A 20,239-nucleotide genomic window follows, 5' to 3' on the forward strand; every position below is an offset into this window, starting at 1 on the left:
GAGCCCCGCCCCGGATGGTTGCTCCCCGCCGCCCCCGGTGCCTCAGCCGGTCCGCACGTGCAGCGTCCGCACGCTGTTGCTGACGAACGAGGCGATCGGCTCCGGCGCCGGCCCGTCCTGCGCGAGGGCCAGCCCCGGGAAGCGGGTGAACAGCCCGCGCAGCGCCGTCTCCGCCTCCATCCGGGCCAGCCCCGCCCCGAGGCAGAAGTGCGGACCGTGGCCCAGCGACAGGTGCTTGACCGGCTGCCGGGTCAGGTCGAAGCGGTCCGCGTCCGGGTAGTGGCCCTCGTCCCGGCCGGCCGCCGCGTACGAGGCCAGCAGCGCCTCCCCGCGGCGGATCACCACCGACCCCACCTCGATGTCCTCCACCGCGTACCGCAGCGGGAACTGCCCCACCGGGGAGTCGTAGCGCAGCGTCTCCTCGACCACCGCCGACCACGGCACCGCGCCCGAGCGCACCAGCGCCAGCTGCTCCGGCTCGGCCAGCAGGGCGCGCACCGCGTTGGTGATCAGGTTGAGCGTGGTCTCGTGCCCGGCCACCAGCATCAGCAGCAGCGTGCCGACCAGCTCCTGCTCGGTCAGCCGGTCGTCCGCCTCGCGGGCCGCGATCAGGTCGGTGGTCAGGTCGTCGCCCGGCTCGGCCCGCTTGGCGGCCACCACCGAGGCCAGCAGCGCGAACAGCCCCTGCTGGGCCGCGATCGCCGCCTCGGGCGTCGCCGAGCTGCTGACCAGCGTGTCCGACAGCTCGTGCAACTGGTGCTGCTGCTCCACCGCGAGGCCGAGCAGCTCGCCGATCACCTGCATCGGCAGCGGGTACGCGAAGTGCTCGCGCAGGTCGAACGCGCCCTCCAGGGCGGCCACCGCGTCCAGCAGCCGGTTGCTGCGGGCCTCGATCGCCGGCGCCAGCTCGGCGATCCGGCGCGGGGTGAAGGCCTGGGTGACCAGCGAGCGCAGCCGCCGGTGGTCCGCGCCGTCCACGGTGATCATGCCGGGCACGGTGACGAAGTTCAGCAGCGGCCAGCCCTCGGGCAGCCGCCCCTCCCGGAAGGTGTTCCACAGCTGCGGGTTCTTGCCCACCCGGGGATCGGCCAGCAGCTCCTGCAACGTGTCGTGGTGGGTTACCGCCCAGACCACCACCCCGCCAGGGAGTTCCACCAGGACCGCAGGGCCTGCCGCCCGGAGTCGGCTGTTCTCCCCGTGCTGGTCCCCTCCGAAGGCGTCGAGTCGGACCGGGGCGAGGGTGTCGGAGGTGTCCATGACGGCCTTTCGGGAGCGGGGCTACGGGGCGGGGTGAAGGCGCTGTACAGCACCGGCAGCGAGACCAGCGCCCGCGACCACGGGGACTGCCGCCAGGTCAACTCGTGTGCGGGCACAGCCAGTTGAAGATCGGGCAGTCGGTGCAGCAGCGTCTCCAGCGCGGTCTCGACGATCAGCCGGGCCGGCTGCTGCGCCGGGCAGACGTGCCGGCCCGCACCCCAGGCCAGGTGCGCCCGGTTGCCCGCGATGCCGTCCCCGGCGTGCACCGCCGGATCGGCGTTGGCACCCGCCAGCCCGAGCACCAGCATGTCCCCGGCGCTGATGTACTGGCCGCCGAGCACGGTGTCACCGGTGGCCCAGCGGCCCGGGAAGTTCTGCGTCGGCGGATCCCGCCACAGCACCTCCTCCAGCGCGTCCGCCACGGTCAGCCGCCCGCCGGTCAGGGTCGAGCGGAACCGGCGGTCGGTGAGCAGCAGGCGCAGCGTGTTGCCGGTCCAGTTGATCGTGGTCTCGTTCCCCGCGACCAGGATCACCACCAGGTGGTGCAGCGCCTCCTCGTCGGTCAGCTGCGCCTTGTGGGCCAGCAGCCAGGAGGTGAGGTCCGCGCCCGGCTCGGCCCGGCTGCGCCGGACCAGGTCGGTCAGGATCGACTGGAACTCGGCGTTGGCCCGGATCGACTTCTCGCTGCTGTCCACGAAGTGGCTGATCAGCTCGATCAGGTGCGGCCCCGTCTCGGCCGGCAGGCCGAGCAGTTGGGTGAAGACCAGGAGCGGCAGCCGGCGCGCGTACTGGGCGATCAGGTCGGCGGTGCCGTCCGGGCCCCAGCTGTCGATCAGCGCGTTGGCCGCCGCCTCGGTGGTCTCGCGCAGCTGCCGCTGGTCGATCCGGCCCAGGGTCTGCGCCACCGCGCCGCGCAGCCGCTGGTGCTCGGCACCGTCCAGGCTGAGCAGGGTGGGCCGCCAGGAGGTCATCGGCAGCAGCCGGGAGTCGGGCTTGAGCCGGCCCTCGGCCGGCACCCGCCAGCGGCGCGAGTCCTTGGAGAACAGGGCCTCGTTGCGGGTCAGTTCGAGCAGCTCGGCGTAGCCCAGCACCAGCCAGGCCTCCACCCCCGGCTCCAGCTCGATCGGCGCCACCGGGCCGTGCTGCTCGCGCAGCCGTGCGTACAGGCCGTGCGGGTCGTCCGCGACCGAGGGCCCGTACAGCTGCGCGGCCGGGCCGGCGGCGGCGCCCCGGTGCATCGGACAGCCGGGCGGCGGGACGGCGGCCTCGGGCTGGGGTGTCGTCATCGCTGGAGCTCCAGGGCGGCGGTGGAGAGCAGGTGGTCCACGAAGTCGATCAGCACGTCGTAGGCGGCCTGCCGGTCCCGGGCGTCGCAGCGCAGGATCGGGACCTCGGGCAGCAGGTCGAGCGCCGCCCGCAGGTCGTCCTCGGGGTGCTCGGGGGTGTCGGGGAAGACGTTGACGGCCACCGCGAACGGGATCCGCTGCTCCTCCAACTGCCCGAGCACGTCGAAGCTCTCGTCCAGGCGCCGGGTGTCGACCAGGGCGATCGCCCCGAGCGCCCCGCGCGAGAGGTCCTCCCACAGCGGCCAGAACCGCTGCTGCCCGGGCGTCCCGAACAGGTAGAGCGCGAGCTGCGGGTTGAGCGTGATCCGGCCGAAGTCCATCGCCACCGTCGTGGTGGTCTTGTCCGGGCGGCCGGTCAGGTCGTCGATCTCGGCCCCGGCGGAGGTCATCACCTCCTCGGTGCGCAGCGGCGCGATCTCGCTCAGCGCCCCGACCAGGGTGGTCTTGCCGACCCCGAACGGTCCGGTGACCAGGATCTTCACCGCGCCCTGCACGGTGGCCGGCAGGTAGGACGGAGCGGCGGGCGGGACCGCGGTGTCAGCGGAGCTGGCGGAGGCCAACGAGTACCTCCTCGAGGAGTGTGGTGGGCAGGCGGTCGGCCTGCGGCGCGGGCGGGCGGACCCGGACGGCGCCCAGGTCCCACAGGTCGTCGACGAGCACCCGCACCACGCTCACCGGCAGGGCGAGGTGGGCGGCGATCTCGGCCACCGACAGCAGGTCGCGGCAGAGGGCGAGGATCCGCTGGTGCTCCCGGTTGAGCCGGTCGCCGGCCAGCAGGTCCGGGTCGAGCGCGGCCGCCGGCACGGCGCTGACCAGGCTCTCGATCGCGAGCGCCGGCCGGCCCGGCCGGCTGCGGCCGCCGGTGATCACGTACGGCCGGACCGGCCCGCTCACCGGGCGTCCCCGGCCGCCTGCTCGAACCGGGGCGGACTGGTCAGGTGGGTGCCGATCCGCTCCACCAGCACCTGCATCTGGTACGCGACCAGCCCGGCGTCCACCGCCTCGCCGGTCACCACCGCCAGGTGGGCGCCGGCCCCGGCGGCCACCACGAACAGGTAGCCGCCGCCGTACTCGACCACGATCTGCCGGGTGCTGCTGCCGCGGCCGCCGAAGCCCTGGGCCACCCCGCGGGCCAGCGACTGCAGCCCGGAGCAGGCGGCGGCCAGCCGTTCGGCGTCGTCCCGGCCGATCTGCTCGCTGCGGCCGATCTCCAGGCCGTCGTTGGACACCACGACGGCGTGCCGGACATCGGGCACGGCCACGATGTCCGAGAGCAGCCAGCCGAGATCAGGGTTGGTGGTCATCGAAGTCTCCGGAGCGCTGGGGGAGTTGGGGGAGCTGAGGGGAGTCGGGGGTGGCCCCGGCCGGTTCGGCCGGTTCGGCGGGCAGGGCGTCCGGCCGGGGGGCGTCGGCGGTCCGGGCCTCGCGGGCGGCGGTGCGGCCGCTCGCGGTGCCGGCCTGGAACATCGCCATGAAGGCCTGGGCCCCGTCCGGGCAGCGGGCCGCCACCGGGGCGGTGGCCTGCTCGCCGGCGGTGGCCGGCGCCTGCTCCTCGGCCGATGCCTCGGCCGATGCGGCGGTCGATGCCTCGGCCGGGCGGGTGCCCCGGCGGTTGGCCCGCCGGGGGAGTTCGCCGGCCGGCGGCGGGGTGGCGGCGGTGCGCGCGGCGCCGGTGGGGCCGGCGGTGCTGGCGGTGTTGGTGGGGCTGGTGCTGTTCGCAGTACTCGCAGTACTCGTGGTGCTCATGGTGCTAGCGGTGCTCGTGGTGCCTTTGGTACGGGCCGGCTGCGCGGCCCCCGGGCGGCCCGCCGCGCCGGTGGCCCGGGGCTGCGGCGGGACCCGCGAGGCCGGCCCCGGCGGCAGGGCCGGCGCGCTGGTGGCCGACGGCGGCAGCACGGTCGGCAGCGGCTCGGTCAGCAGCGCGTTGGGCAGCAGCACCACCACCCGCACGCCGCCGTACGGCGAGGGCGCCGAGCTGAGCGTGACCCGGAAGCCGTACTGCTCGGCCAGCCGGCCGACCGCCGCCAGCCCCAACTGCGGTACCTCGCCCAGTCGGGAGACCTCCAGCGAGCCGCCGCCGGCGAGCGCGGCGGCGGCCTTCTCCACCGCCTGCTCGGGCATGCCGACACCGCAGTCGTCGATCTCCACCACGGCGCCGTTGTGCACCGACATCAGCGTGACGAACACCTGGGTGGAGGGCGGCGAGTAGCGGGTCGCGTTGTCCAGCAGCTCGGCCACCGCGTGGATCAGCGCCTCGGCGGCCGCGCCGACCACGGCGGTCTCCAGCCGGCTGCGGACCACCACCCGCTGGAACGGCAGGATCCGGGACTGGGCCCCGCGCACCACGTCCTCCAGTGCGACCGGCTCGGGCCAGTGCCGGCCGGCCCGGGCGCCGCAGAGCACCGCCAGCGTCTGGGCCAGGCGGGCCTGTTGGGCCGCCGCGTGGTCGGCCTTGAGCAGCCCGTCGAGCAGCGCGGGGTCGTCGTGCGTGCGCTCCATCTCGTCCAGGCCGGCCTGCTGGTCGTGCGCCATCACCAGGATTCGCCGGGCCACGCTCAGGAAGGCCCGTCTGGTCGCGGAGTTGAGGTCCTGCTCCTGCTGGACGGCGGCGTTCTCCGCGCTCCGCCGGGTCAACTCGTCGGTCAGGGCGGCGCGCAGGCGGTCGAGCTCCTGCTCCTGCTCGGCCAGCCGACCGCGCAGGGTGACGGAGACGGCCCGGTTCCTCGCGGCTGCCACCCATGCGAGAACGGCGAGGACGCCGGCTGCTGCTCCGCACCACTGAGTCATCGTCACGCGGCGAATTCTAGGGCGATGATCCGATGTTCGTGTGAACCGATCAATCGTCAATTGAACTGATTCAGTCAAACTTTCACAGCTTCTACGATTTCCGAACATGCTGTCGTGGGCGCATCGATGCTGGTCGCCGCGCAGCCGTCATCCGCCCGTCACTCCCCCGTCGCCCGACCGTGGACAGCCGGAACTACTCCTGCGCGCCGCCCGGTCCGCGGTGCAGCAGGAGCAGGGCGACGTCGTCCGGCCGGGAGTTGCGCTCCGTCACGGTCAGGGTGAGCAGTTCGGCGAGCCGCTCCAGGTCCGGGGAGGCCTCGCCGGAGCCCGCGTCGCCGGCCCGCCGGGCCCACAGCTCCAGGCTGCCCAGCATCCGCCGCAGCGAGTCGTCGTAGTCCTCGTCGCGGTCCTCGACCAGCCCGTCGGTGTAGATCAGCAGCGTCTCGCCCGCCGCGAGGTCGTGCCCGGCCGACTCGTACGCCCAGTGCGGGTCGACGCCGAGCGGCGGCCCGCCGGGCAGCTCCAGTTCGGCCGCCCGGCCGCCGGTGATCCGGACCGGCTGCGGATGGCCGGCCCGGGCACCGTGCAGCGCGCCGGTGGCCGGGTCCAGGGTCAGGTACAGGCAGGTAGCGAACAGTTCGGTGTCCAGCTCGGCCAGTAGCCGGCTGGTCCGCGCCAGCGTGGCGGCCGGCCCGTGCCCGTCGGTGGCGTACGCGCGCAGGCCGCTGCGCAGCTGCCCCATCACCGCGCTGGCCTCGGCGTTGTGGCCCTGGACGTCGCCGATCACCAGGCCGAGCCGGCCGTGCGGCAGCCGCAGCAGGTCGTACCAGTCACCGCCGATCTGCATGCCCTCGGTGCCGGGGAGGTAGCGGGCGGCGGAGCGGAGCCCGGCCACCCGCGGCAGGGTGCGCGGCAGCATCGCGCGCTGCAGCTCGGTGGCGCGGTGGTGGTGGATGTCGTAGAGCCGGGCCCGCTCCAGCGACTGGGCGAGGATGCCGGCGAACGCCGAGTACATCGTGCGGTCCTCGCGGCCGAACGCCCGGTCGGTGTCGAAGGTGATCAGGCAGGAGCCGACCTGCCGTCCGGAGGCGACCAGCGGCAGCACCGCCCAGGCGGAGGGGTCGGGCCCGCGCCCGCCGGGCCGGGGCTGCTGCGGCTCGCTGAACAGCGGGGTGGCCCGCGCCGGCGCCTGCTCCGTGACGCCGGCCGACAGGTCGGTCAACCGGTTCAGCTCGCCGCGGTACGGGCCGCCGAAGACGGTGGGGGACACCGGCAGCAGCCGGCCCTCGTCGACCACGTCCAGCACCACGCCGGTGGCGCCGAGCGCGGGCCCGGCGACCTCGGTCAGCGCGGTGGTCACGTCCCGGACGGTGATCGCCCGGGAGAGCGCCCGGGTGAGCTGGAGCAGCAGGGTGGTCCGGGCCTCGGCCCCGGAACGCCCGGCTTCGGAGCGGTCGGCTGCCGAGAGCCCGGCTTCCGGGGGCGCGGCTCCGGAGGGCGTGGGGCCGGTCGGCTCCGGCCGGTCCCGGTCGGTCAGCAGGCCGGCGATCCGCGCCGGGCGCCCGTGCCCGTCGAGCATCACCTCCCCCGACTCCTCCACCCGCACGGTGCTCCCGTCGGCGCGCACCACCCGGTAGCCGAGCCGGTACGGGCCGCCCGCCGCCAGCGCGTCGGCGATGCCGGCCTGGAGGTCGGGGAGGTCCTCGGGGTGGACGACCAGGCTCAGGTCGGGGGCCGGCAGGGTCCCGCGGTCGGTCGGCGGGGCCAGCCCGAGCACCTGGTAGGCCCGGCGGTCCCAGGCGGTCTCCCCGGTGACCAGGTCGCGTTCGAAGGCGCCCGCCCCGGCCGCCCGGACGGCCAGCGACAGCAGCGGAACCTCGCCCCGGTACGGCTCGGTCCGGATGCCCTCGGGCGCCGGCCCGGCGGCCTGGACGTGGTCGATCAGGTGGGACAGCCGGTGGGCGCAGGCCTCGGCGATGGTCTCCAGCGCCTCGATCTCGCGCTGGGGGACGGTGCCGCGGTGGGCCAGCGCCAGCGCCAGCACGCCGAGCGGGGCGTCGTCCATCACCAGCGGCAGCACGGCCAGGGCGACCCGTCCGGCTCCGCTGCCGGCGCCGCTCCCGGCCGGCTCGGTGCCTGCGGGGCCGGGGTGGGGCCGCTCGGGGTCGAGCAGCACGGTCGCGCGGCGGCGCAGGGCCCGTGCGGCCGGCAGGTCACCGGCCGGGTCGACCAGGCCGTACCGCTCGTGCGCCCAGTCGGGCAGGCCGTGCGAGGCGGCCAGGCGGAGCATCCCGTCGGAGTCCAGCAGGTAGAGCGCCGAGCCCTCCCCGGTGATCCAGGTCGGCCCCTCGGCGAGCACGGTGGCGAGCAGTTCGGCGGCGCCGGTGCAGCGCAGCAGCAGCCGGACGCAGCGCAGTTCGGTGCGGGTGGCGGGGCGCGACGGGGTGACGTCCATCGGACTACCCGGCCCTTCCGCTCGTCGTACCGCCCTTGCCTGGTGTGAACATCTTATGGACGTCCTGCGGACCCGGCTGGTTGCGCGGACGGCCGCGCGGGCCGGTCGACCGGCTGCACCGGCAGGCGGGGGCGGGCGGGGCGGGCGGCTACTGCCCGTCGGACTCGCCGTACGGCTGCTGCGGGCGGGCCGGGACGGGGCGCAGCGCGCGCAGGCCCCGGGCGACCGCGAACGCGCGGCCGAGGTGGCCGCGGACGGTGTCCTGCGGGTGTCCGGGTCCCGGGCGGCGGGCGCCGCGCTGGGCGGGGACGAGCCCGGTGGCGGTCCGGTCGCTCGGCACGGTCTGGGTCATCTGTCCACGTCCTCCGTGATGCCGGTGCCGCGCCGTCGTCGGACGGGCGCGGACCGGCCGGTTCCCCCCGAGCCGCAGGAGACGTTCGGGTACCAGCCAGTGTCACCCGGGGACTGTGACGGAACGGTCTCGAAACTCACCCGAACCTATACCGGCGACCGGTCGTCCGAGGTCAAGGGCCGGTCAACTCCGGTCAGGCGTAGGCGGAGGAGGGCAGCCGGGGCGGGGAGGGGCCCGGGGCCGGGCAGCACGAGGGCCACCCGGTGGCCCGGGTGGCCCGTGCGGAGGGCGGCCCCGATGGAGCGGGCCCTCGTGGAGTGCGGGTGCGGTGCGGCGGATCAGGCGGGGAGCTGCCCCGGCAGGGCGTTCAGGCCGTCCAGGTCGGGGCTGCCGCCGGAGACCGTGCCGAGCAGGTCGACCGGGACGTCGGGGGCGGTGACGGCGTCGGGCGTCAGGCCGCGGTCGCCCGCGGGGGCCGCGTGGGCGCTCGGAGCGGTCAAGGAGGCCACCACACCGACGGCGAGGGAGGCGACGGCGAGCATGCTGCGCTTCTTCATACCCTGTCCAACGCCGGCCGGGACCGGCAGGACACGGGTGGACGTCAGCTCGGCGCCGGCCAGGTGCGCAGCCCTTCGGTCAGCACCCCGGTCAGCCGCTGCCGGGTGACCGTCAGGTCCTCCGCGAGCCGGAAGCCCCCGCCGGTGGTCAGCGAGGCGAAGCCGTGCGCCACCGCCCGGACGGTCCGGGTCGCGTGCACCGCCTCCGACCCGGTCAGCCCGTAGCCGCGCAGCACCGCCATGATCACCTCGACCAGCCGCCCGCCGGCCGCCGCCAGCTCCGCATCGGCCGGGCTGGGGGACTGCGGCAGCGCCGCGTACCGCTCCGGGTGCTGCAAGGCGTACTCCAGGTACGCCGACAGCAGCGCCGCCACCGCCTCGTCCGTGCTGAGGCCGAGCACCGCGGCGGTGAGCCGGTCGGCCAGCTCCTCGGTGACCCGCAGGGCGATCAGACGCCGCAGTTCGGCCAGACCGCCGGGGACGTGCTTGTAGAGCGAGGGGGTGGCGACCTTGGCGCGGGCTGCCACGGCGGCGAGGGTGAGCGCCTCGCCGCCCTGCTCGTCGAGCAGGGCCACGGCGTGGTCCACGACCGCCGCGGGGGTGAGTCCGACGCGCGGCATCAGGCGACCTCGTCCAGGAAGGGGAGCAGGGCATCGGCGGTGGCCTGCGGGAACTCCGCCATCGGGTAGTGGCCGGCGCCGTCGATCATCACCCTACGGGCCTTCAGCGCGGCGGCCTGCCGGTCGGCGACCAGCTCGGGCTTCGGGAAGTCGGGGTCCTTGGCGCCCATCAGCACCAGCGCCGGGCAGCGGACGGCGGCCGTCCAGCCGACCGGGGCCGAGTCGCCCCCGACGTACCCGCGCACGGCCTCCCGGCGGCCCGGCTCGCGCAGCATCGCGACCAGACCGGCCCGGTACGCGTCGAAGTCGGCGGGGCGGGCGGTCGGGAAGTAGAGCTTCTGCGCCGCGCCCCAGAGCGCGGGGAAGTGCAGCACGGCGCTGCCGAGCGTCCTGACCAGGGCGCGCTGGAAGGCGTTCGGCGGCAGGTTCTCGACGAAGGCGTCGATCAGCACGATCCCGGCCACCCGCTCCGGGCGGTCGCCGGCCACCTTGACCACGGTGGCGCCGGTGTAGGAGTTGCCCACCAGGACGGCGCGCTCGATGCCCAGGTGGTCGAGGAGGGCGAGCACGTCGCCGGCGATCGCGGCCGGGGAGTGGTCGGTGAAGCCGGTGGAGGACTCGCCGAGGCCGCGCAGGTCCATGGTGATCACCCGGTGGCCGGCGGCGGTGAGCAGCGGGCGCAGGTGGCGGTAGGAGGCGCGCTTGTCGAGCATGCCGGGCAGCAGGACGACGGGGTGGCCGGTGGCGGCGGTGGTGGCGCCGTCGGCCGAGTCGTCGAAGGCGATCCGGCCGCCGGCCACGGGGACGTACCGGGTGCTGATGGTGCTGTTCATCGCTGCCTCCTGGGCTCCTCGACGGGTGGCCGGCCGGTCCGGCGAGCCCCTGTAGCCATTAAGCTACGGCTAATAGCCTTAGCCGTCAAGGGGGCGCGCCGGGCCTGGGGTAGCGTGCGAGCGGATCGCAAGTCCCGAGAGCCCGTTCGAGCGGCAGGAGCCGTCGTGCCCTTCATCAACGTCAAGCAGCTGGCCGGCCGCAGCGAGGAGCAGACCGCGGAGATCGTCCGCGCGCTCACCGAGGCCTACGCGGGCGTCACCGGCGTGGACCCGGAGAAGATCTGGGTCGCGGTCGAGGAGATCCCGGCCACGCACTGGTCCATCGCCGGCGAGACCTTCGCCGAGAAGAAGGCGAAGGCCGCCGCCGACGCGCAGTAGGCGTCCGCGCCCCGGCCGGCGGGCGGGGGTCAGGCTCCCTCCACCCGGAACGGGTCGTGCTCGGCGAGCAGCTTGTCCAGCCGGGCCTGGTCCACCCGGCTGGTCAGCTCGTCCGCCTCCTGCCGGTCCCGGATCACCTTGGCCAGCGTGAAGGCCGAGGTGATCTCGTAGAGCAGGCCGACCGCGAGGAATCCCCGCATCCAGGAATTGACCGGGAGGTAGGCGATCCCGATCGCGAGGGCCGAGGTGGCGAGGGCGAAGGAGAGGACGGCCTGCGCGTAGTAGGCGGCCGTGGTTCTGGTCTGCATCTTTGCGCTCATGCCGGAAGGGTCTCCAACTCCCCTGCCGGGCACATGAGTACGGATACTCATCCGGCCGGACACCGTCCGTCACCACCGGGCCCGCCGATCCGCGCGGGCGGTCCCTGGTGTCCCGGTGGGCTGCCAAAGTCTCGGCCGAGGCGCTTGGAATCATGGGGCTCATAGGATTAACTTTCGATAACGCAGCGCGGTACGCAACGCCGTACCCAGACGGCACCGCGCGCCATCGCTCAATCCGCGGGCACGCCTTCACCGGCGGGCCCGGGGAGCCGGGGAACCACGTTCCTTGGGGTGAATCGGCCGGGCCCGAAACCCGGCCGTAGGAGACCTTCCTGCTCCGAACCCGTCAGCTAACCCGGTCGGCGAGAAGGAAGGAAAGGAGCACGCCGCAGTGGCGTCGACGCACCCGCTCCAGGCCCCGGCCGCCGGCACCCAGCTGCTCGACCACCCGGTCGACCAGCACCTCCCGGTGGACCACGGCGGCGAGGCCTCCCGGCACCGGATGCCCCGTCAGGCCCGCAGCGGAGCCCCGCTGCTCGGCGTCACCGCGATGACCGCCGCCCTCGGCGCCACCGGCTTCGCCTCCGCCGCCCAGGCCCACGCCGCCCCGGCCCCGGCCGTCTTCGCTGCCGACGCGGCCGCCGACCGGACGGACGGCTCCGCCACCGCGGCCGACCCGGGCCTGGCCCTCGCCGCCCGGATCCAGCAGCAGGCCGACGGCCAGGGCACCTCCGTCGAGGAGAGCGCCCGGCTCGCCGCCGCCCAGGAGGCCGAGGCCAAGCGCGCCGCCCAGCAGGCCGCGCCGGCTCCCGTCGCGCCGGCCCCCGCCGTCCAGGGCGGCACCGCGCCCACCCTGCCGGTCACCGGCTACACGCTCGGCGCGGCGCACCCCGGGCAGACCGGCTCGCTCTGGTCCCACCTGCACACCGGCCTCGACTTCACCGCCCCGGCCGGCACCCCGGTCGGCGCCGTGGCCGCCGGCACCGTGAGCTCGGCCGGCTGGTCGGGCGCCTACGGGTACCGGGTCATCCAGACGCTGCCGGACGGCACCGAGCTCTGGTACTGCCACCTCGCCGGGATCGCCACGACCGGCGGCGCGGTCGCCCCCGGCACCCTGCTCGGCGCGGTCGGCGCCACCGGCAACGTCACCTCCCCGCACCTGCACCTGGAGGTCCGCCCCGGCGGCGGCGCCCCGGTCGACCCGCTCGGCTGGCTCCGGGCGCACGGTCTCCAGCCCTAGAGTTCAGGACGCCGCCCCGGGGCCGAACGGCTCCGGGCCGTCGTGCCCGTCGAACGCGTCCGGCCCGTCCGGCCCGTCGTACTCCCCCTGCTCGTCCGCGTCCCGCGCGGCCAGGTACGCCTCGATCTCCTCGGTGCCCGGCTCCGGTGCCAGGTCCGGGTACTCCTCGACCAGCAGGGCCGGCAGCCCGGGTACCGTCCAGTGCCCGTACAGCTCCAGCGCCTCGACCACGACCGCCGCCTCGAACCCCTCGAAATCGCCGGCCAGCTCGGTCGGCATCGGGCGGCCGAGCGCCGTCAGTTCGGCCAGGTTCCGGTAGCTGCGCTGCATCAGGCCCTGCTCCAGCAGCAGCCGCGCGCCGTCCGTGGCCATCCCGATCATCAGCAGCCGGGTCGGCCCCCAGCCGCCGTCCCGGTCCTCCGGCTCCAGCCCCGGCACCGCCGCGTACGCCGCCAGCCGGTCCGGTTCCGGCAGCTCGCGGAAGGCGTCCAGCCAGGCCCGCACCGCGTCCAGGTCCGCGGTGTCCACGCCGTCCGCCCGCAGCAGCAGCGCGTACAGCCGGGGCCAGGTCACCAGGTCGGAGCGCCGGAGCAGCCCGCAGAGCACCTCGCCCTGCCACTCGGCCTCCTCCCGCAGCCGCGCGTACCGCTTCGCGTTCAGCCGCCGCGCGCCCCGCTGGTGCTCGATCAGCGCCAGCACCGCCGCCCCGTACCCGGCCGGGTCCCCGGCGGGCTGCACGTACAGGTACAGCCGCTCGTACAGCAGTTGCTCCAGCAGCGCCGAGGTCAGCTCGGGGAAGCCGTCGTGCATCCGGGCGCCGCTCAGCTCCAGCAGGGCCAGCACCGTCCGCAGCGCGTCCTCGGGCACCGGGGCGCCGTCGCCGCCGTCCACGGCCGCGAGCAGGTCGGCGGCCCGGGTGGGCGGGATGAGCGGCAGGTCTTCGTCGTTCACGGGCACGTTCACGGACAAACCGTAGCCGGTGGCCGCCGGCCCGGCCGCCCCGGTGCGAACGCCCGTGCGGGGGTGGGGAGAACCCCACCCCGGATCCGGCAGCGGACCGGATACCCCGCCGAACCGGACTGCGGCAGATTGGAGGACGTGAGCACGGACGACTTCAAGGGGTACGAGATGACTGCCGGCACCACCCCGTACGGCTACCGCGACACGCACCGTCCGGCGTTCTGGAAGGCGCCGTTCAGCGCCACCACCTACCGCGAGGTGGGCTTCGTGCTCACCGGACTCCCGATCGCGCTGGTCGGCTTCGTCCTCGTCGTCACGCTCTTCTCGGTCGGCCTCGCCCTCGCGGTCACCGCCGTCGGCCTGCCGGTGCTGGCCCTGCTGCTGGTCGGCGCGCGCGGGCTGGGCGCCCTGGACCGCGAGCGCACCCGCACCCTGCTGGCCACCGAGGTCACCGCCCCCGCGCCGGTGCGGCCCACCCGCCAGGGCTTCTGGGGCGCGGTCACCGCCCGGCTGGCCGACCCGGCCGGCTGGCGGGCCGCCCTCTACCAGGTGCTGATGTTCCCCTGGGCGGTCGCCAGCTTCGTGATCACCGTGGTGTTCCTGGTGGTCGGCTGGGTGGTCGCGCTCTACCCGCTCTACCACTGGGTCTTCAAGCGCTACCTGGACTGGCCGGGCTACCGGCTCTTCGAGTACACCGGCAGCAAGGGCGACTACCACACGTACTACATCACCTCGCCGCTCCAGATCGCCGGGGTCTCGCTGATCGGCATCGTCCTGGTGCTGCTCACCCCGAAGATCGTCCACGGGCTGGCCGCCGTGCACCGGCTGGCCGTGCGCGGCCTGCTCGGCGCCCGCTGACCCCGCTCGGCGCGGGCTGATCCCGCCGGGCCGGGCCCGGAGCCCTGCCCGGCGCCGTTCGGCGGCCCCCGGCGGGCGGCCAGGCCCGGCCCGTGATCGGCTGGAACGGCCCGCTCGCCCGAGCCAGGAGCCCGCCGCCATGTCCGTACTGGTCACCTCCCGCCCGCTGGACGAGTACTGCGGACTGTTCGGCCTCACCCGCGCCGAACTGGGCGCCGTCCCCGGCCCGGTGCTGGACTGCCCGGGCGGCGCCGCCGGCCTGGTCGCCGAGGCCCGCACGCTCGGCTGCCGGGCGATCGCGGCCGACCCCGGCTACGCCGTACCGCCGCGGGAACTGGCCGCCCGGGCCCGCGCCGGACGGGAGGTGATGGCCGCCGCGATCGCGGCCGACCCGGCGCGCCACCTGCCCCGGCACCTCCGGGCGGAGCGCTACCTGCGCAGCTGGGACCGGGCCCGCCGGCTGTTCGCCGCCGACGCGGCCGCCCACCCGGAGCGCTACGTGGCCGCCGCCCTCCCGCAACTCCCCTTCGCGGACGGTACTTTCGCGCTCACGCTGAGCAGCTACCTGCTGTTCGCCTACCCCGACCTGTTCGAGCCGCGGCAGCAGCTGGCCGCACTGCTCGAACTGGTCCGGGTCACCGACCCGGCCGGCGAGGTGCGGATCCACCCGCTGCACGACGGCACCGGCACCCGCTACCCGTGGCTGGACGAGCTGCGCGCCGAGCTCGGCCGGCGCCAGGTCGCCAGCGAGGTGCGGCGCTACGGGCGTCCGACCGGTCACCGGGTGCTGGTGCTGCGGGCGGCGGACCACCGCCGCCGGGCCGCCCGGACCGGCGCCGGCGCCCCCGGGCTCAGCGCGGGCCGGGAACCGAGGGATCCGGCCCGGACGGGCCCGCGGCGGGGGGATCGGCCGGCGCGGTGACCGGCGCTGCGGTGACGGGCGGCGTGGTGACCGGCGCTGCGGTGACCGGCAGCGCGGTGACGGCCGGAGCGGCCGGCAGCCGCTTCAGCAGGTCCTCCGCCACCGAGCGGCGCCGCGAGTACGGCGGCACGGTGCGGGAGTTGTTCATCTTGTAGCGCACGGCCTCGCCCAGCGCGGCGCGCTGCTCCGCGGTCAGGTCGGGCAGGTCGATCGCGGCCCGGGCCGCCAGCAGCGCCTGGAGCAGTTCGAAGGCCGACAGGTGGCGGTCGATCGCGGTCACGATCAGGTCCAGGTTGCGGGCGTCCGGGGCGCCCTGCAGCAGGGCCAGCGCCTGCACCCGCAACCCCTCCGCCCCGGTCTCGAACAGTGCCCGGACCTGCTCCGGGCCGAAACCGAGGCCGGGAGCGGCGATCACGGTCTGGTTCACCGAGTCGGCCAGGGTCTGCCGGTCGGCGTCGGAGAGCGCCCGGGCCAGCAGCAGCCGGGTGAGCAGCCAGCCGGACAGGAAGCCCACCACGGTGAAGTACACCCCGAGCGCCGCCGCGAATCCCGCCGACCCGGGGCCGCCGCCGACCACCGGGGCGAGCGCCCGGCCCAGCTCCCGCAGCCGTTCGGGGAGGGTGCCGATCTGGGTCAGCCCGGCGCCGAGCAGGATCTTGGTCAGCCAGTCGGAGACCTGCTCCAGGTTGGTGTTGGGCGCGTAACTGGCGGTCGAGGTGGCCGATGGGTCCGCCGGGTGCGCGGCCGCGCCGCTGGTCAGCAGCTTGGGCACGCCGAACAGGAACCCCAGCAGCCCGCCGGTCACCGCGAAGGTGGCCGCCACCATCAGCCCGCCGCCGAGGGTCGCCGCCCGGTGCGCGGAGGCCGCGGCGAACAGCACCAGGCCCAGCACCCCGGCGCCCAGCACCCCGCCCAGTCCGAACTTCACCGCCGGCACCGGCTCGCCACCGCGTTCCAGCTCCACCGAGTCCACCCCTCACGGCCCGTCAGGTCGCTGCGACTGTAGCGGATCGCCGTTCCGGCCGGACCGCGGCCGCGGACCGGGGCCGGGCATGCAGACGGCCCGTGGGCGCTCTCCTCGTCGCCGGGCCCCGAAGGGTCCGGCGGCCGAGGCACCGGGGATGTATCCGGTGAGCCCACGGGCCGGGTGACTGCTTGGGTCTACGCCTGCCGCCGGAGGCCGTACGGCCTCGTCCTGCGACTGGCAGGGGCGGCTCTAGCGAGCAGCCACCTCACGCATCCTGGGGGTACTCAACTCAGGATCACCTCCTTTCAGTGTGCCGCCACTGTAGGCACGCACCCGCGAGGAGGGCAACGGATTTAAGCGGGGAACGGCGAAGGCCCGGCGGACTGGGTCTGCCGGGCCTTCGTGCTACTCAGTAGCGGGGACAGGATTTGAACCTGCGACCTCTGGGTTATGAGCCCAGCGAGCTACCGAGCTGCTCCACCCCGCGTCGGTGAACCTGACAGTACGGGAGTGCGGCCCGGAAGGGAAATCCGTTCCGCCACCCGCCGTGGCCACCCGCCGTCGCCACCGGAGGAAGCGGCGGTCGGGAACGGCGAAGGCCCGGCAGACTGGGTCTGCCGGGCCTTCGTGCTACTGAGTAGCGGGGACAGGATTTGAACCTGCGACCTCTGGGTTATGAGCCCAGCGAGCTACCGAGCTGCTCCACCCCGCGTCGGTGAACCCCACCCTACGGGACCCTCAAGCGGAAGGGAAATCGGTTTCCGGGCCGGGGGCGGCCACCGGCCGGACGGGCTGCCGGGAGGCCCTGGTCCTGGCCCAGACGGCGAAGCACACCAGCGCCGCGAAGCAGGGCACCATCACCAGCGCGTACACCAGCAGGAAGCCGTCCGTGCCGAGCCCGGCCGCCGCGTTCCAGCTGCCGTGCAGGGTGATCGCCAGCAGCAGGCCGCCGGGCGCCGCCAGCCGGGCGGGCCAGCGGCGGGCGGTGGTCAGCGCGACCGCGATGCCCAGCCCGGTGAGGGCGGTGAACAGCGGGTGGGCGAACGGGGAGAGCAGTCCGCGCAGCACGAAGGTGTGCACGGTGCTGTCGAAGTCGCGCAGGCTCGGGGTCCCGCCGAGGCCGATCGAGTCCAGCCGGGCCTGCTGGTCGTCGGTGAACGCGCGGCCGAGGTAGAGCGCGTTCTCGGTGAAGGCGAACCCGCAGGCGGTGATCGAGCCGAGGACGGTGCCCGCGGCCAGCGTGCGCGGGCTGGAGCGGGCCCGCCGTCCGGGCGGGGCCGGACGGAAGTACGGCAGCGGCCGCAGCCTGGCCCTGGCCCGGCGCGGCCCGGCGCCGGGCCGCGCCGTCCCGTCCGGCCGGATCGCGGAGAACGGCCGGGCCAGCAGCGCGCAGGTCCGCTCGGTGCGGCAGCGCAGCCGCCGGTGGAACGGCAGCAGGAGCAGCAGCAGTGCCGCCGCCTTGGCGCTCTCCTCGATCAGCGGGGTGGCGAACTCGGCGACCAGGGTCTCCCCGCGCACCGGGCCCTGGTGGGCGATCAGGAAGTCGCTGGCCCAGCCGTTGGCCATGATCGCCACGGTGGTGGCCGCGCAGGCGCCCCAGCCCAGGCAGAACAGGACGTGCCGCAGCGGCACCCGGGCGGTCCGGTTCAGCCAGGCCAGCGAGCCCAGCACGAACGGGAGCGGCAGTATCGCCAGCGCGAGGCCGACCAGCAGCCCGGTGGTGCCGGTCTGCCGCTGCACCAGGCGCAGGATCAGCACCCCGCAGGCGGCCAGCGCGCAGGCGGCCAGGGCCGAGTGGACCGCCGGGCGGCGCAGCGAGGTGAGCCGGCGCAGCACCCGTACGGCCTGCGGCAGCAGGGCGGGCAGCGGGGGGCGGGGCAGCGTGACGGGGGCCCGCCGCAGCCGCGGCCCCGGGATGTGCCGGGTGCCGGTGGGCGGCGCGGGCGGCTCGGCGGTGGCGGTGGCGGTCGCGGCGGCGCCGGGGGAGGCCGTGGCGGACGCGCTGCCGCCGGGCGGGCAGCTCACGCCGAAAGCGTAGGGGACCGGGTCCGGTCAGCGGGAGAGTGCGGGACTATCCGTGTCGATCCGCTCACCTGTGGTAACGGAGGGTCGGCGCCGCCCCGGGCGGGTGCGGCGCCGGCTCCGGTCAGCGCCGGCGGAACAGCAGGTCGTGCACCACGTGGCCCTTGGCCAGGCCGGTCCGCTCGAACTTGGTCATCGGCCGCCAGTCGGGCCGGGGCGCGTAGCCGGGCACGCTGCCGGCCGGGTGGTCGGCGGGCTCCAGCCAGCCGGTGCCGTCGCCCTCGGGGTGCAGGTTGACCAGCTCGGACGAGGCGGACAGCACCTGCAGCATCTGCTCGGCGTACTCCTCCCAGTCGGTCGCGCAGTGCACCAGCGCGCCCGGGGCGAGCCGCGGCAGCACCAGCTCCAGGAAGGACTCCTGGATCAGCCGGCGCTTGTGGTGCTTGGGCTTGGGCCACGGGTCGGGGAAGTACACCCGCAGGCCGGCCAGCGAGGCGTCGGGGAGCATGTCGCGCAGCAGGATCACCGCGTCCCCGGCGGCCAGCCGGACGTTCTCGGAGCTGTCGCGCTCCAGGAACTGGAGCAGGTTGCCGTGGCCGGGGGTGTGCACGTCGGCGGCCAGGATGCCGGTGGTCCGGTCGGCGGCGGCCATCGTGGCGGTGGTGTCGCCCATGCCGAAGCCGATCTCCAGGGTGACCGGACGGCCGTCGAAGAGCGCCGCGAGGTCCAGCGGCGTGCCGTCGATCGCCAGGCCGTACTGCTCCCAGCCCCGGTCCAGCGCACCGGCCTGGGCCTTGGTCATCCGGCCGCGGCGCGGCTGGAAGCTGCGGATGCGGTGCTCGCGGTGCTGCTCCTCGGTGGCCTTGTGCGGGTACATCGGCGCCGGGAACCCCGCCGGGGCGGCGGAGAGCCGGGCCGAGGGGCGCAGCTCGTCCCCGGCGGGCGCGGCCTCAGAGGGAACGGCCTCGGCGGGAGCGGTCTCGGTCAGCTGGGGAGTGGAGGCAGTGGCAGTCACAATCGGCCAAGTCTACGGGGGCGCGTGGGTGCCCGGACCGGCGCGTGACGGATTCCTCACCTCGGCCGGGGCCGGGTCGGCGGGTGCCGGTCAGCCGCCGGCGTCGAGCGCGGCGAGGGCCCGGCGGGCGACCTCCCGGCCGATCGCCAGGGAGGCGGTGGCGGCAGGGGAGGGGGCGTTGAGCACGTGCACGGTGCGGCGGGCCGGGCCGGGGGCGTCCGGGTCGAAACCGGCGAACGCGAAGTCGTCCAGCAGCGAGCCGTCCCGGGCCACGGCCTGGGCCCGCACCCCGGCGGTGGCCGGGACCAGGTCGGCGGCGGTGACGGCCGGCAGCAGGCGCTGGACGGCGGTGGTGAAGGCCCGCTTGGACAGCGAGCGGTGCAGCTCGCCGACCTCGTACCGCCAGTGCCGGCGGGCGATCTGCCAGGTGCCGGGGAAGGCGGCCGTCCCGGCCAGGTCGCGCAGGTTCAGGGTGCGCCAGTCGTAGCCCTCGCGGGCGAGCGCGGGGACGGCGTTCGGGCCGACGTGCACGTCGCCGTGGACGCCGCGGGTCAGGTGCACGCCGAGGAACGGGAAGGCCGGGTCCGGCACCGGGTAGACCAGGCCGCGCACCAGCGGGCGGCGGGCCTCGGTGAGTTCGTAGTACTCGCCCCGGAACGGGACGATCCGCACCCCCGGGTCGTCGCCGGCCAGCCGGGCCACCCGGTCGCTGTGCAGGCCGGCGCAGTTCACCAGCACCCCGCAGCGCAGCTCGCCGGCGGAGGTCTGGACCGTGACGCCGTCGGAGCGGCGGGCGATCGCGCGCAGTTCGGTGCCGGTGCGCAGCTCGGCGCCCTTCTCCTCGGCCAGCCGGGCGTAGGTGCGGGCGACCGCCGGGAAGTCGCAGATGCCGGTGGTGGCGATGTGCAGGCCGGCGATGCCGGTCACCTCGGGCTCGTGCTCCCGGATGCCGTCCGGGCCGAGCTCGGTGACCGGGATGCCGTTCTCCCGGCCGCGCTCGGCGAGGGCGGCCAGCCGGGGGAGTTCGTCGGCGCCGGTGGCCACGATCAGCTTGCCGGTGACCTCGTGCGCGATGCCGTGCTCGCGGCAGAACTCGACCATCTCGGCGGCGCCGCCGGTGGCGTAGCGGGCCTTGAGCGAGCCGGGCCGGTAGTAGACGCCGCTGTGGATCACGCCGCTGTTGCGGCCGGTCTGGTGCGCGGCGAAGCCGGGCTCCTTCTCCACCAGCGCGACCGCCAGCCCGGGCCGGGCCCGGGTCAGCGCGTAGGCCGTCGACAGTCCGACGATGCCGCCGCCGACCACCAGCACATCGACCTCGTACCCCACCGCAGCCCCTTCCGCCGGCTCCCC

At 75.4% G+C, this 20,239-nt stretch carries 21 protein-coding genes, 2 tRNA genes and 1 riboswitch; of the genes, 4 read left to right on the forward strand and 19 right to left on the reverse strand.

Annotated features, from left to right (window positions below; genetic code table 11):
* Window positions 1-42: 42 nt before the first annotated feature.
* From ABT014_RS07840 to ABT014_RS07890, 11 genes are all read right to left on the reverse strand, one after another.
* Entirely contained in the window at window positions 43-1,155 is a 1,113-nt protein-coding gene (locus ABT014_RS07840) for a cytochrome P450 family protein (RefSeq protein ID WP_350637758.1), read from the reverse strand.
* Window positions 1,119-2,543: a cytochrome P450 gene (locus ABT014_RS07845; protein WP_350637759.1), complete on the reverse strand. Its 1,425-nt coding sequence runs from the start codon at window positions 2,541-2,543 to the stop codon at window positions 1,119-1,121. Before ABT014_RS07845 ends, ABT014_RS07840 begins: the two co-directional genes overlap by 37 nt.
* On the reverse strand, window positions 2,540-3,163 hold the full coding sequence (locus ABT014_RS07850; protein WP_350637760.1) for a GTP-binding protein: 624 nt from the start codon (window positions 3,161-3,163) through the stop codon (window positions 2,540-2,542). The genes ABT014_RS07845 and ABT014_RS07850 overlap by 4 nt, the downstream gene beginning before the upstream one ends.
* Window positions 3,141-3,497: a DUF742 domain-containing protein gene (locus tag ABT014_RS07855; RefSeq protein ID WP_350637761.1), complete on the reverse strand. Its 357-nt coding sequence runs from the start codon at window positions 3,495-3,497 to the stop codon at window positions 3,141-3,143. Before ABT014_RS07855 ends, ABT014_RS07850 begins: the two co-directional genes overlap by 23 nt.
* Window positions 3,494-3,907, reverse strand: a complete 414-nt coding sequence (locus ABT014_RS07860; RefSeq protein ID WP_350637762.1) for a roadblock/LC7 domain-containing protein — start codon at window positions 3,905-3,907, stop codon at window positions 3,494-3,496. The genes ABT014_RS07855 and ABT014_RS07860 overlap by 4 nt, the downstream gene beginning before the upstream one ends.
* Window positions 3,891-5,390, reverse strand: a complete 1,500-nt coding sequence (locus ABT014_RS07865; protein WP_350637807.1) for an ATP-binding protein — start codon at window positions 5,388-5,390, stop codon at window positions 3,891-3,893. Before ABT014_RS07865 ends, ABT014_RS07860 begins: the two co-directional genes overlap by 17 nt.
* Before the next feature lie 193 nt (window positions 5,391-5,583).
* A complete protein-coding gene (locus tag ABT014_RS07870; protein WP_350637763.1) occupies window positions 5,584-7,845 on the reverse strand; it encodes a SpoIIE family protein phosphatase in 2,262 nt (753 codons plus the stop codon).
* Between the two features lie 148 nt (window positions 7,846-7,993).
* The gene (locus tag ABT014_RS07875) at window positions 7,994-8,197 is read right to left on the reverse strand and encodes a hypothetical protein (protein WP_350637764.1); all 204 of its coding nucleotides are present in this window, start codon (window positions 8,195-8,197) and stop codon (window positions 7,994-7,996) included.
* 338 nt (window positions 8,198-8,535) lie between these two features.
* Window positions 8,536-8,754, reverse strand: coding sequence for a hypothetical protein (locus tag ABT014_RS07880; protein WP_350637765.1), 219 nt, complete (start codon window positions 8,752-8,754; stop codon window positions 8,536-8,538).
* A 44-nt stretch (window positions 8,755-8,798) separates the two neighbouring features.
* The gene (locus ABT014_RS07885; RefSeq protein WP_350637766.1) at window positions 8,799-9,374 is read right to left on the reverse strand and encodes a TetR/AcrR family transcriptional regulator; all 576 of its coding nucleotides are present in this window, start codon (window positions 9,372-9,374) and stop codon (window positions 8,799-8,801) included.
* Window positions 9,374-10,207 (reverse strand): alpha/beta fold hydrolase, encoded by an 834-nt coding sequence (locus tag ABT014_RS07890; protein ID WP_350637767.1) that lies wholly within the window; start codon window positions 10,205-10,207, stop codon window positions 9,374-9,376. Before ABT014_RS07890 ends, ABT014_RS07885 begins: the two co-directional genes overlap by 1 nt.
* A gap of 165 nt (window positions 10,208-10,372) precedes the next feature.
* Here ABT014_RS07890 and ABT014_RS07895 point away from each other — a divergent pair, with 165 nt between their 5' ends.
* Window positions 10,373-10,585 carry a tautomerase family protein gene (locus tag ABT014_RS07895; protein WP_350637768.1) on the forward strand — a complete coding sequence of 71 codons (213 nt, stop codon included), beginning with the start codon at window positions 10,373-10,375 and terminating at the stop codon, window positions 10,583-10,585.
* Window positions 10,586-10,614: 29 nt separating this feature from the next.
* Here ABT014_RS07895 and ABT014_RS07900 read toward each other — a convergent pair whose 3' ends face one another.
* The gene (locus ABT014_RS07900) at window positions 10,615-10,905 is read right to left on the reverse strand and encodes a YiaA/YiaB family inner membrane protein (protein ID WP_350637769.1); all 291 of its coding nucleotides are present in this window, start codon (window positions 10,903-10,905) and stop codon (window positions 10,615-10,617) included.
* Between the two features lie 234 nt (window positions 10,906-11,139).
* Window positions 11,140-11,284, forward strand: a riboswitch (cyclic di-AMP (ydaO/yuaA leader).
* 12 nt (window positions 11,285-11,296) lie between these two features.
* On the opposite strand from ABT014_RS07900, the gene ABT014_RS07905 reads away from it, so the two are divergent.
* Window positions 11,297-12,145 (forward strand): M23 family metallopeptidase, encoded by an 849-nt coding sequence (locus ABT014_RS07905; RefSeq protein WP_350637770.1) that lies wholly within the window; start codon window positions 11,297-11,299, stop codon window positions 12,143-12,145.
* Window positions 12,146-12,148: 3 nt separating this feature from the next.
* Here ABT014_RS07905 and ABT014_RS07910 read toward each other — a convergent pair whose 3' ends face one another.
* On the reverse strand, window positions 12,149-13,108 hold the full coding sequence (locus ABT014_RS07910) for a hypothetical protein (RefSeq protein WP_350637771.1): 960 nt from the start codon (window positions 13,106-13,108) through the stop codon (window positions 12,149-12,151).
* A gap of 135 nt (window positions 13,109-13,243) precedes the next feature.
* On the opposite strand from ABT014_RS07910, the gene ABT014_RS07915 reads away from it, so the two are divergent.
* Complete coding sequence (locus ABT014_RS07915; protein ID WP_350637772.1) at window positions 13,244-13,963, forward strand: sensor domain-containing protein; 720 nt, start codon at window positions 13,244-13,246, stop codon at window positions 13,961-13,963.
* 139 nt (window positions 13,964-14,102) lie between these two features.
* The gene (locus ABT014_RS07920) at window positions 14,103-14,885 is read left to right on the forward strand and encodes a hypothetical protein (protein ID WP_350637773.1); all 783 of its coding nucleotides are present in this window, start codon (window positions 14,103-14,105) and stop codon (window positions 14,883-14,885) included.
* Here ABT014_RS07920 and ABT014_RS07925 read toward each other — a convergent pair.
* From ABT014_RS07925 to lhgD, 6 genes are all read right to left on the reverse strand, one after another.
* Window positions 14,815-15,849 (reverse strand): hypothetical protein, encoded by a 1,035-nt coding sequence (locus ABT014_RS07925; protein ID WP_350637774.1) that lies wholly within the window; start codon window positions 15,847-15,849, stop codon window positions 14,815-14,817. The genes ABT014_RS07920 and ABT014_RS07925 overlap by 71 nt on opposite strands.
* A gap of 416 nt (window positions 15,850-16,265) precedes the next feature.
* Window positions 16,266-16,339 (reverse strand) — tRNA-Met (locus tag ABT014_RS07930).
* 151 nt (window positions 16,340-16,490) lie between these two features.
* Window positions 16,491-16,564, reverse strand: a tRNA-Met gene (locus ABT014_RS07935).
* 26 nt (window positions 16,565-16,590) lie between these two features.
* Window positions 16,591-17,877, reverse strand: coding sequence for a PrsW family intramembrane metalloprotease (locus ABT014_RS07940; RefSeq protein WP_350637775.1), 1,287 nt, complete (start codon window positions 17,875-17,877; stop codon window positions 16,591-16,593).
* A 121-nt stretch (window positions 17,878-17,998) separates the two neighbouring features.
* Entirely contained in the window at window positions 17,999-18,889 is an 891-nt protein-coding gene (trmB, locus tag ABT014_RS07945; RefSeq protein WP_350637776.1) for a tRNA (guanosine(46)-N7)-methyltransferase TrmB, read from the reverse strand.
* 90 nt (window positions 18,890-18,979) lie between these two features.
* The gene (gene lhgD, locus ABT014_RS07950; RefSeq protein WP_350637777.1) at window positions 18,980-20,215 is read right to left on the reverse strand and encodes an L-2-hydroxyglutarate dehydrogenase; all 1,236 of its coding nucleotides are present in this window, start codon (window positions 20,213-20,215) and stop codon (window positions 18,980-18,982) included.
* Window positions 20,216-20,239 lie beyond the last annotated feature (24 nt).

This window comes from Kitasatospora sp. NPDC094015 (genome assembly GCF_040304075.1).
Taxonomy (GTDB): Bacteria; Actinomycetota; Actinomycetes; order Streptomycetales; family Streptomycetaceae; genus Kitasatospora.

Excerpts from the sequence above, each read along its gene's own strand:
- ABT014_RS07870 (WP_350637763.1), bottom strand. The coding sequence starts at position 7,845 with ATGGACGTCACCCCGTCGCGCCCCGCCACCCGCACCGAACTGCGCTGC.
- ABT014_RS07865 (WP_350637807.1), bottom strand. The coding sequence starts at position 5,390 with ATGACTCAGTGGTGCGGAGCAGCAGCCGGCGTCCTCGCCGTTCTCGCA.
- ABT014_RS07875 (WP_350637764.1), bottom strand. The coding sequence starts at position 8,197 with ATGACCCAGACCGTGCCGAGCGACCGGACCGCCACCGGGCTCGTCCCC.
- ABT014_RS07845 (WP_350637759.1), bottom strand. The coding sequence starts at position 2,543 with ATGACGACACCCCAGCCCGAGGCCGCCGTCCCGCCGCCCGGCTGTCCG.
- ABT014_RS07920 (WP_350637773.1), top strand. The coding sequence starts at position 14,103 with ATGTCCGTACTGGTCACCTCCCGCCCGCTGGACGAGTACTGCGGACTG.
- ABT014_RS07885 (WP_350637766.1), bottom strand. The coding sequence starts at position 9,374 with ATGCCGCGCGTCGGACTCACCCCCGCGGCGGTCGTGGACCACGCCGTG.
- ABT014_RS07900 (WP_350637769.1), bottom strand. The coding sequence starts at position 10,905 with ATGAGCGCAAAGATGCAGACCAGAACCACGGCCGCCTACTACGCGCAG.
- ABT014_RS07880 (WP_350637765.1), bottom strand. The coding sequence starts at position 8,754 with ATGAAGAAGCGCAGCATGCTCGCCGTCGCCTCCCTCGCCGTCGGTGTG.
- ABT014_RS07890 (WP_350637767.1), bottom strand. The coding sequence starts at position 10,207 with ATGAACAGCACCATCAGCACCCGGTACGTCCCCGTGGCCGGCGGCCGG.
- ABT014_RS07860 (WP_350637762.1), bottom strand. The coding sequence starts at position 3,907 with ATGACCACCAACCCTGATCTCGGCTGGCTGCTCTCGGACATCGTGGCC.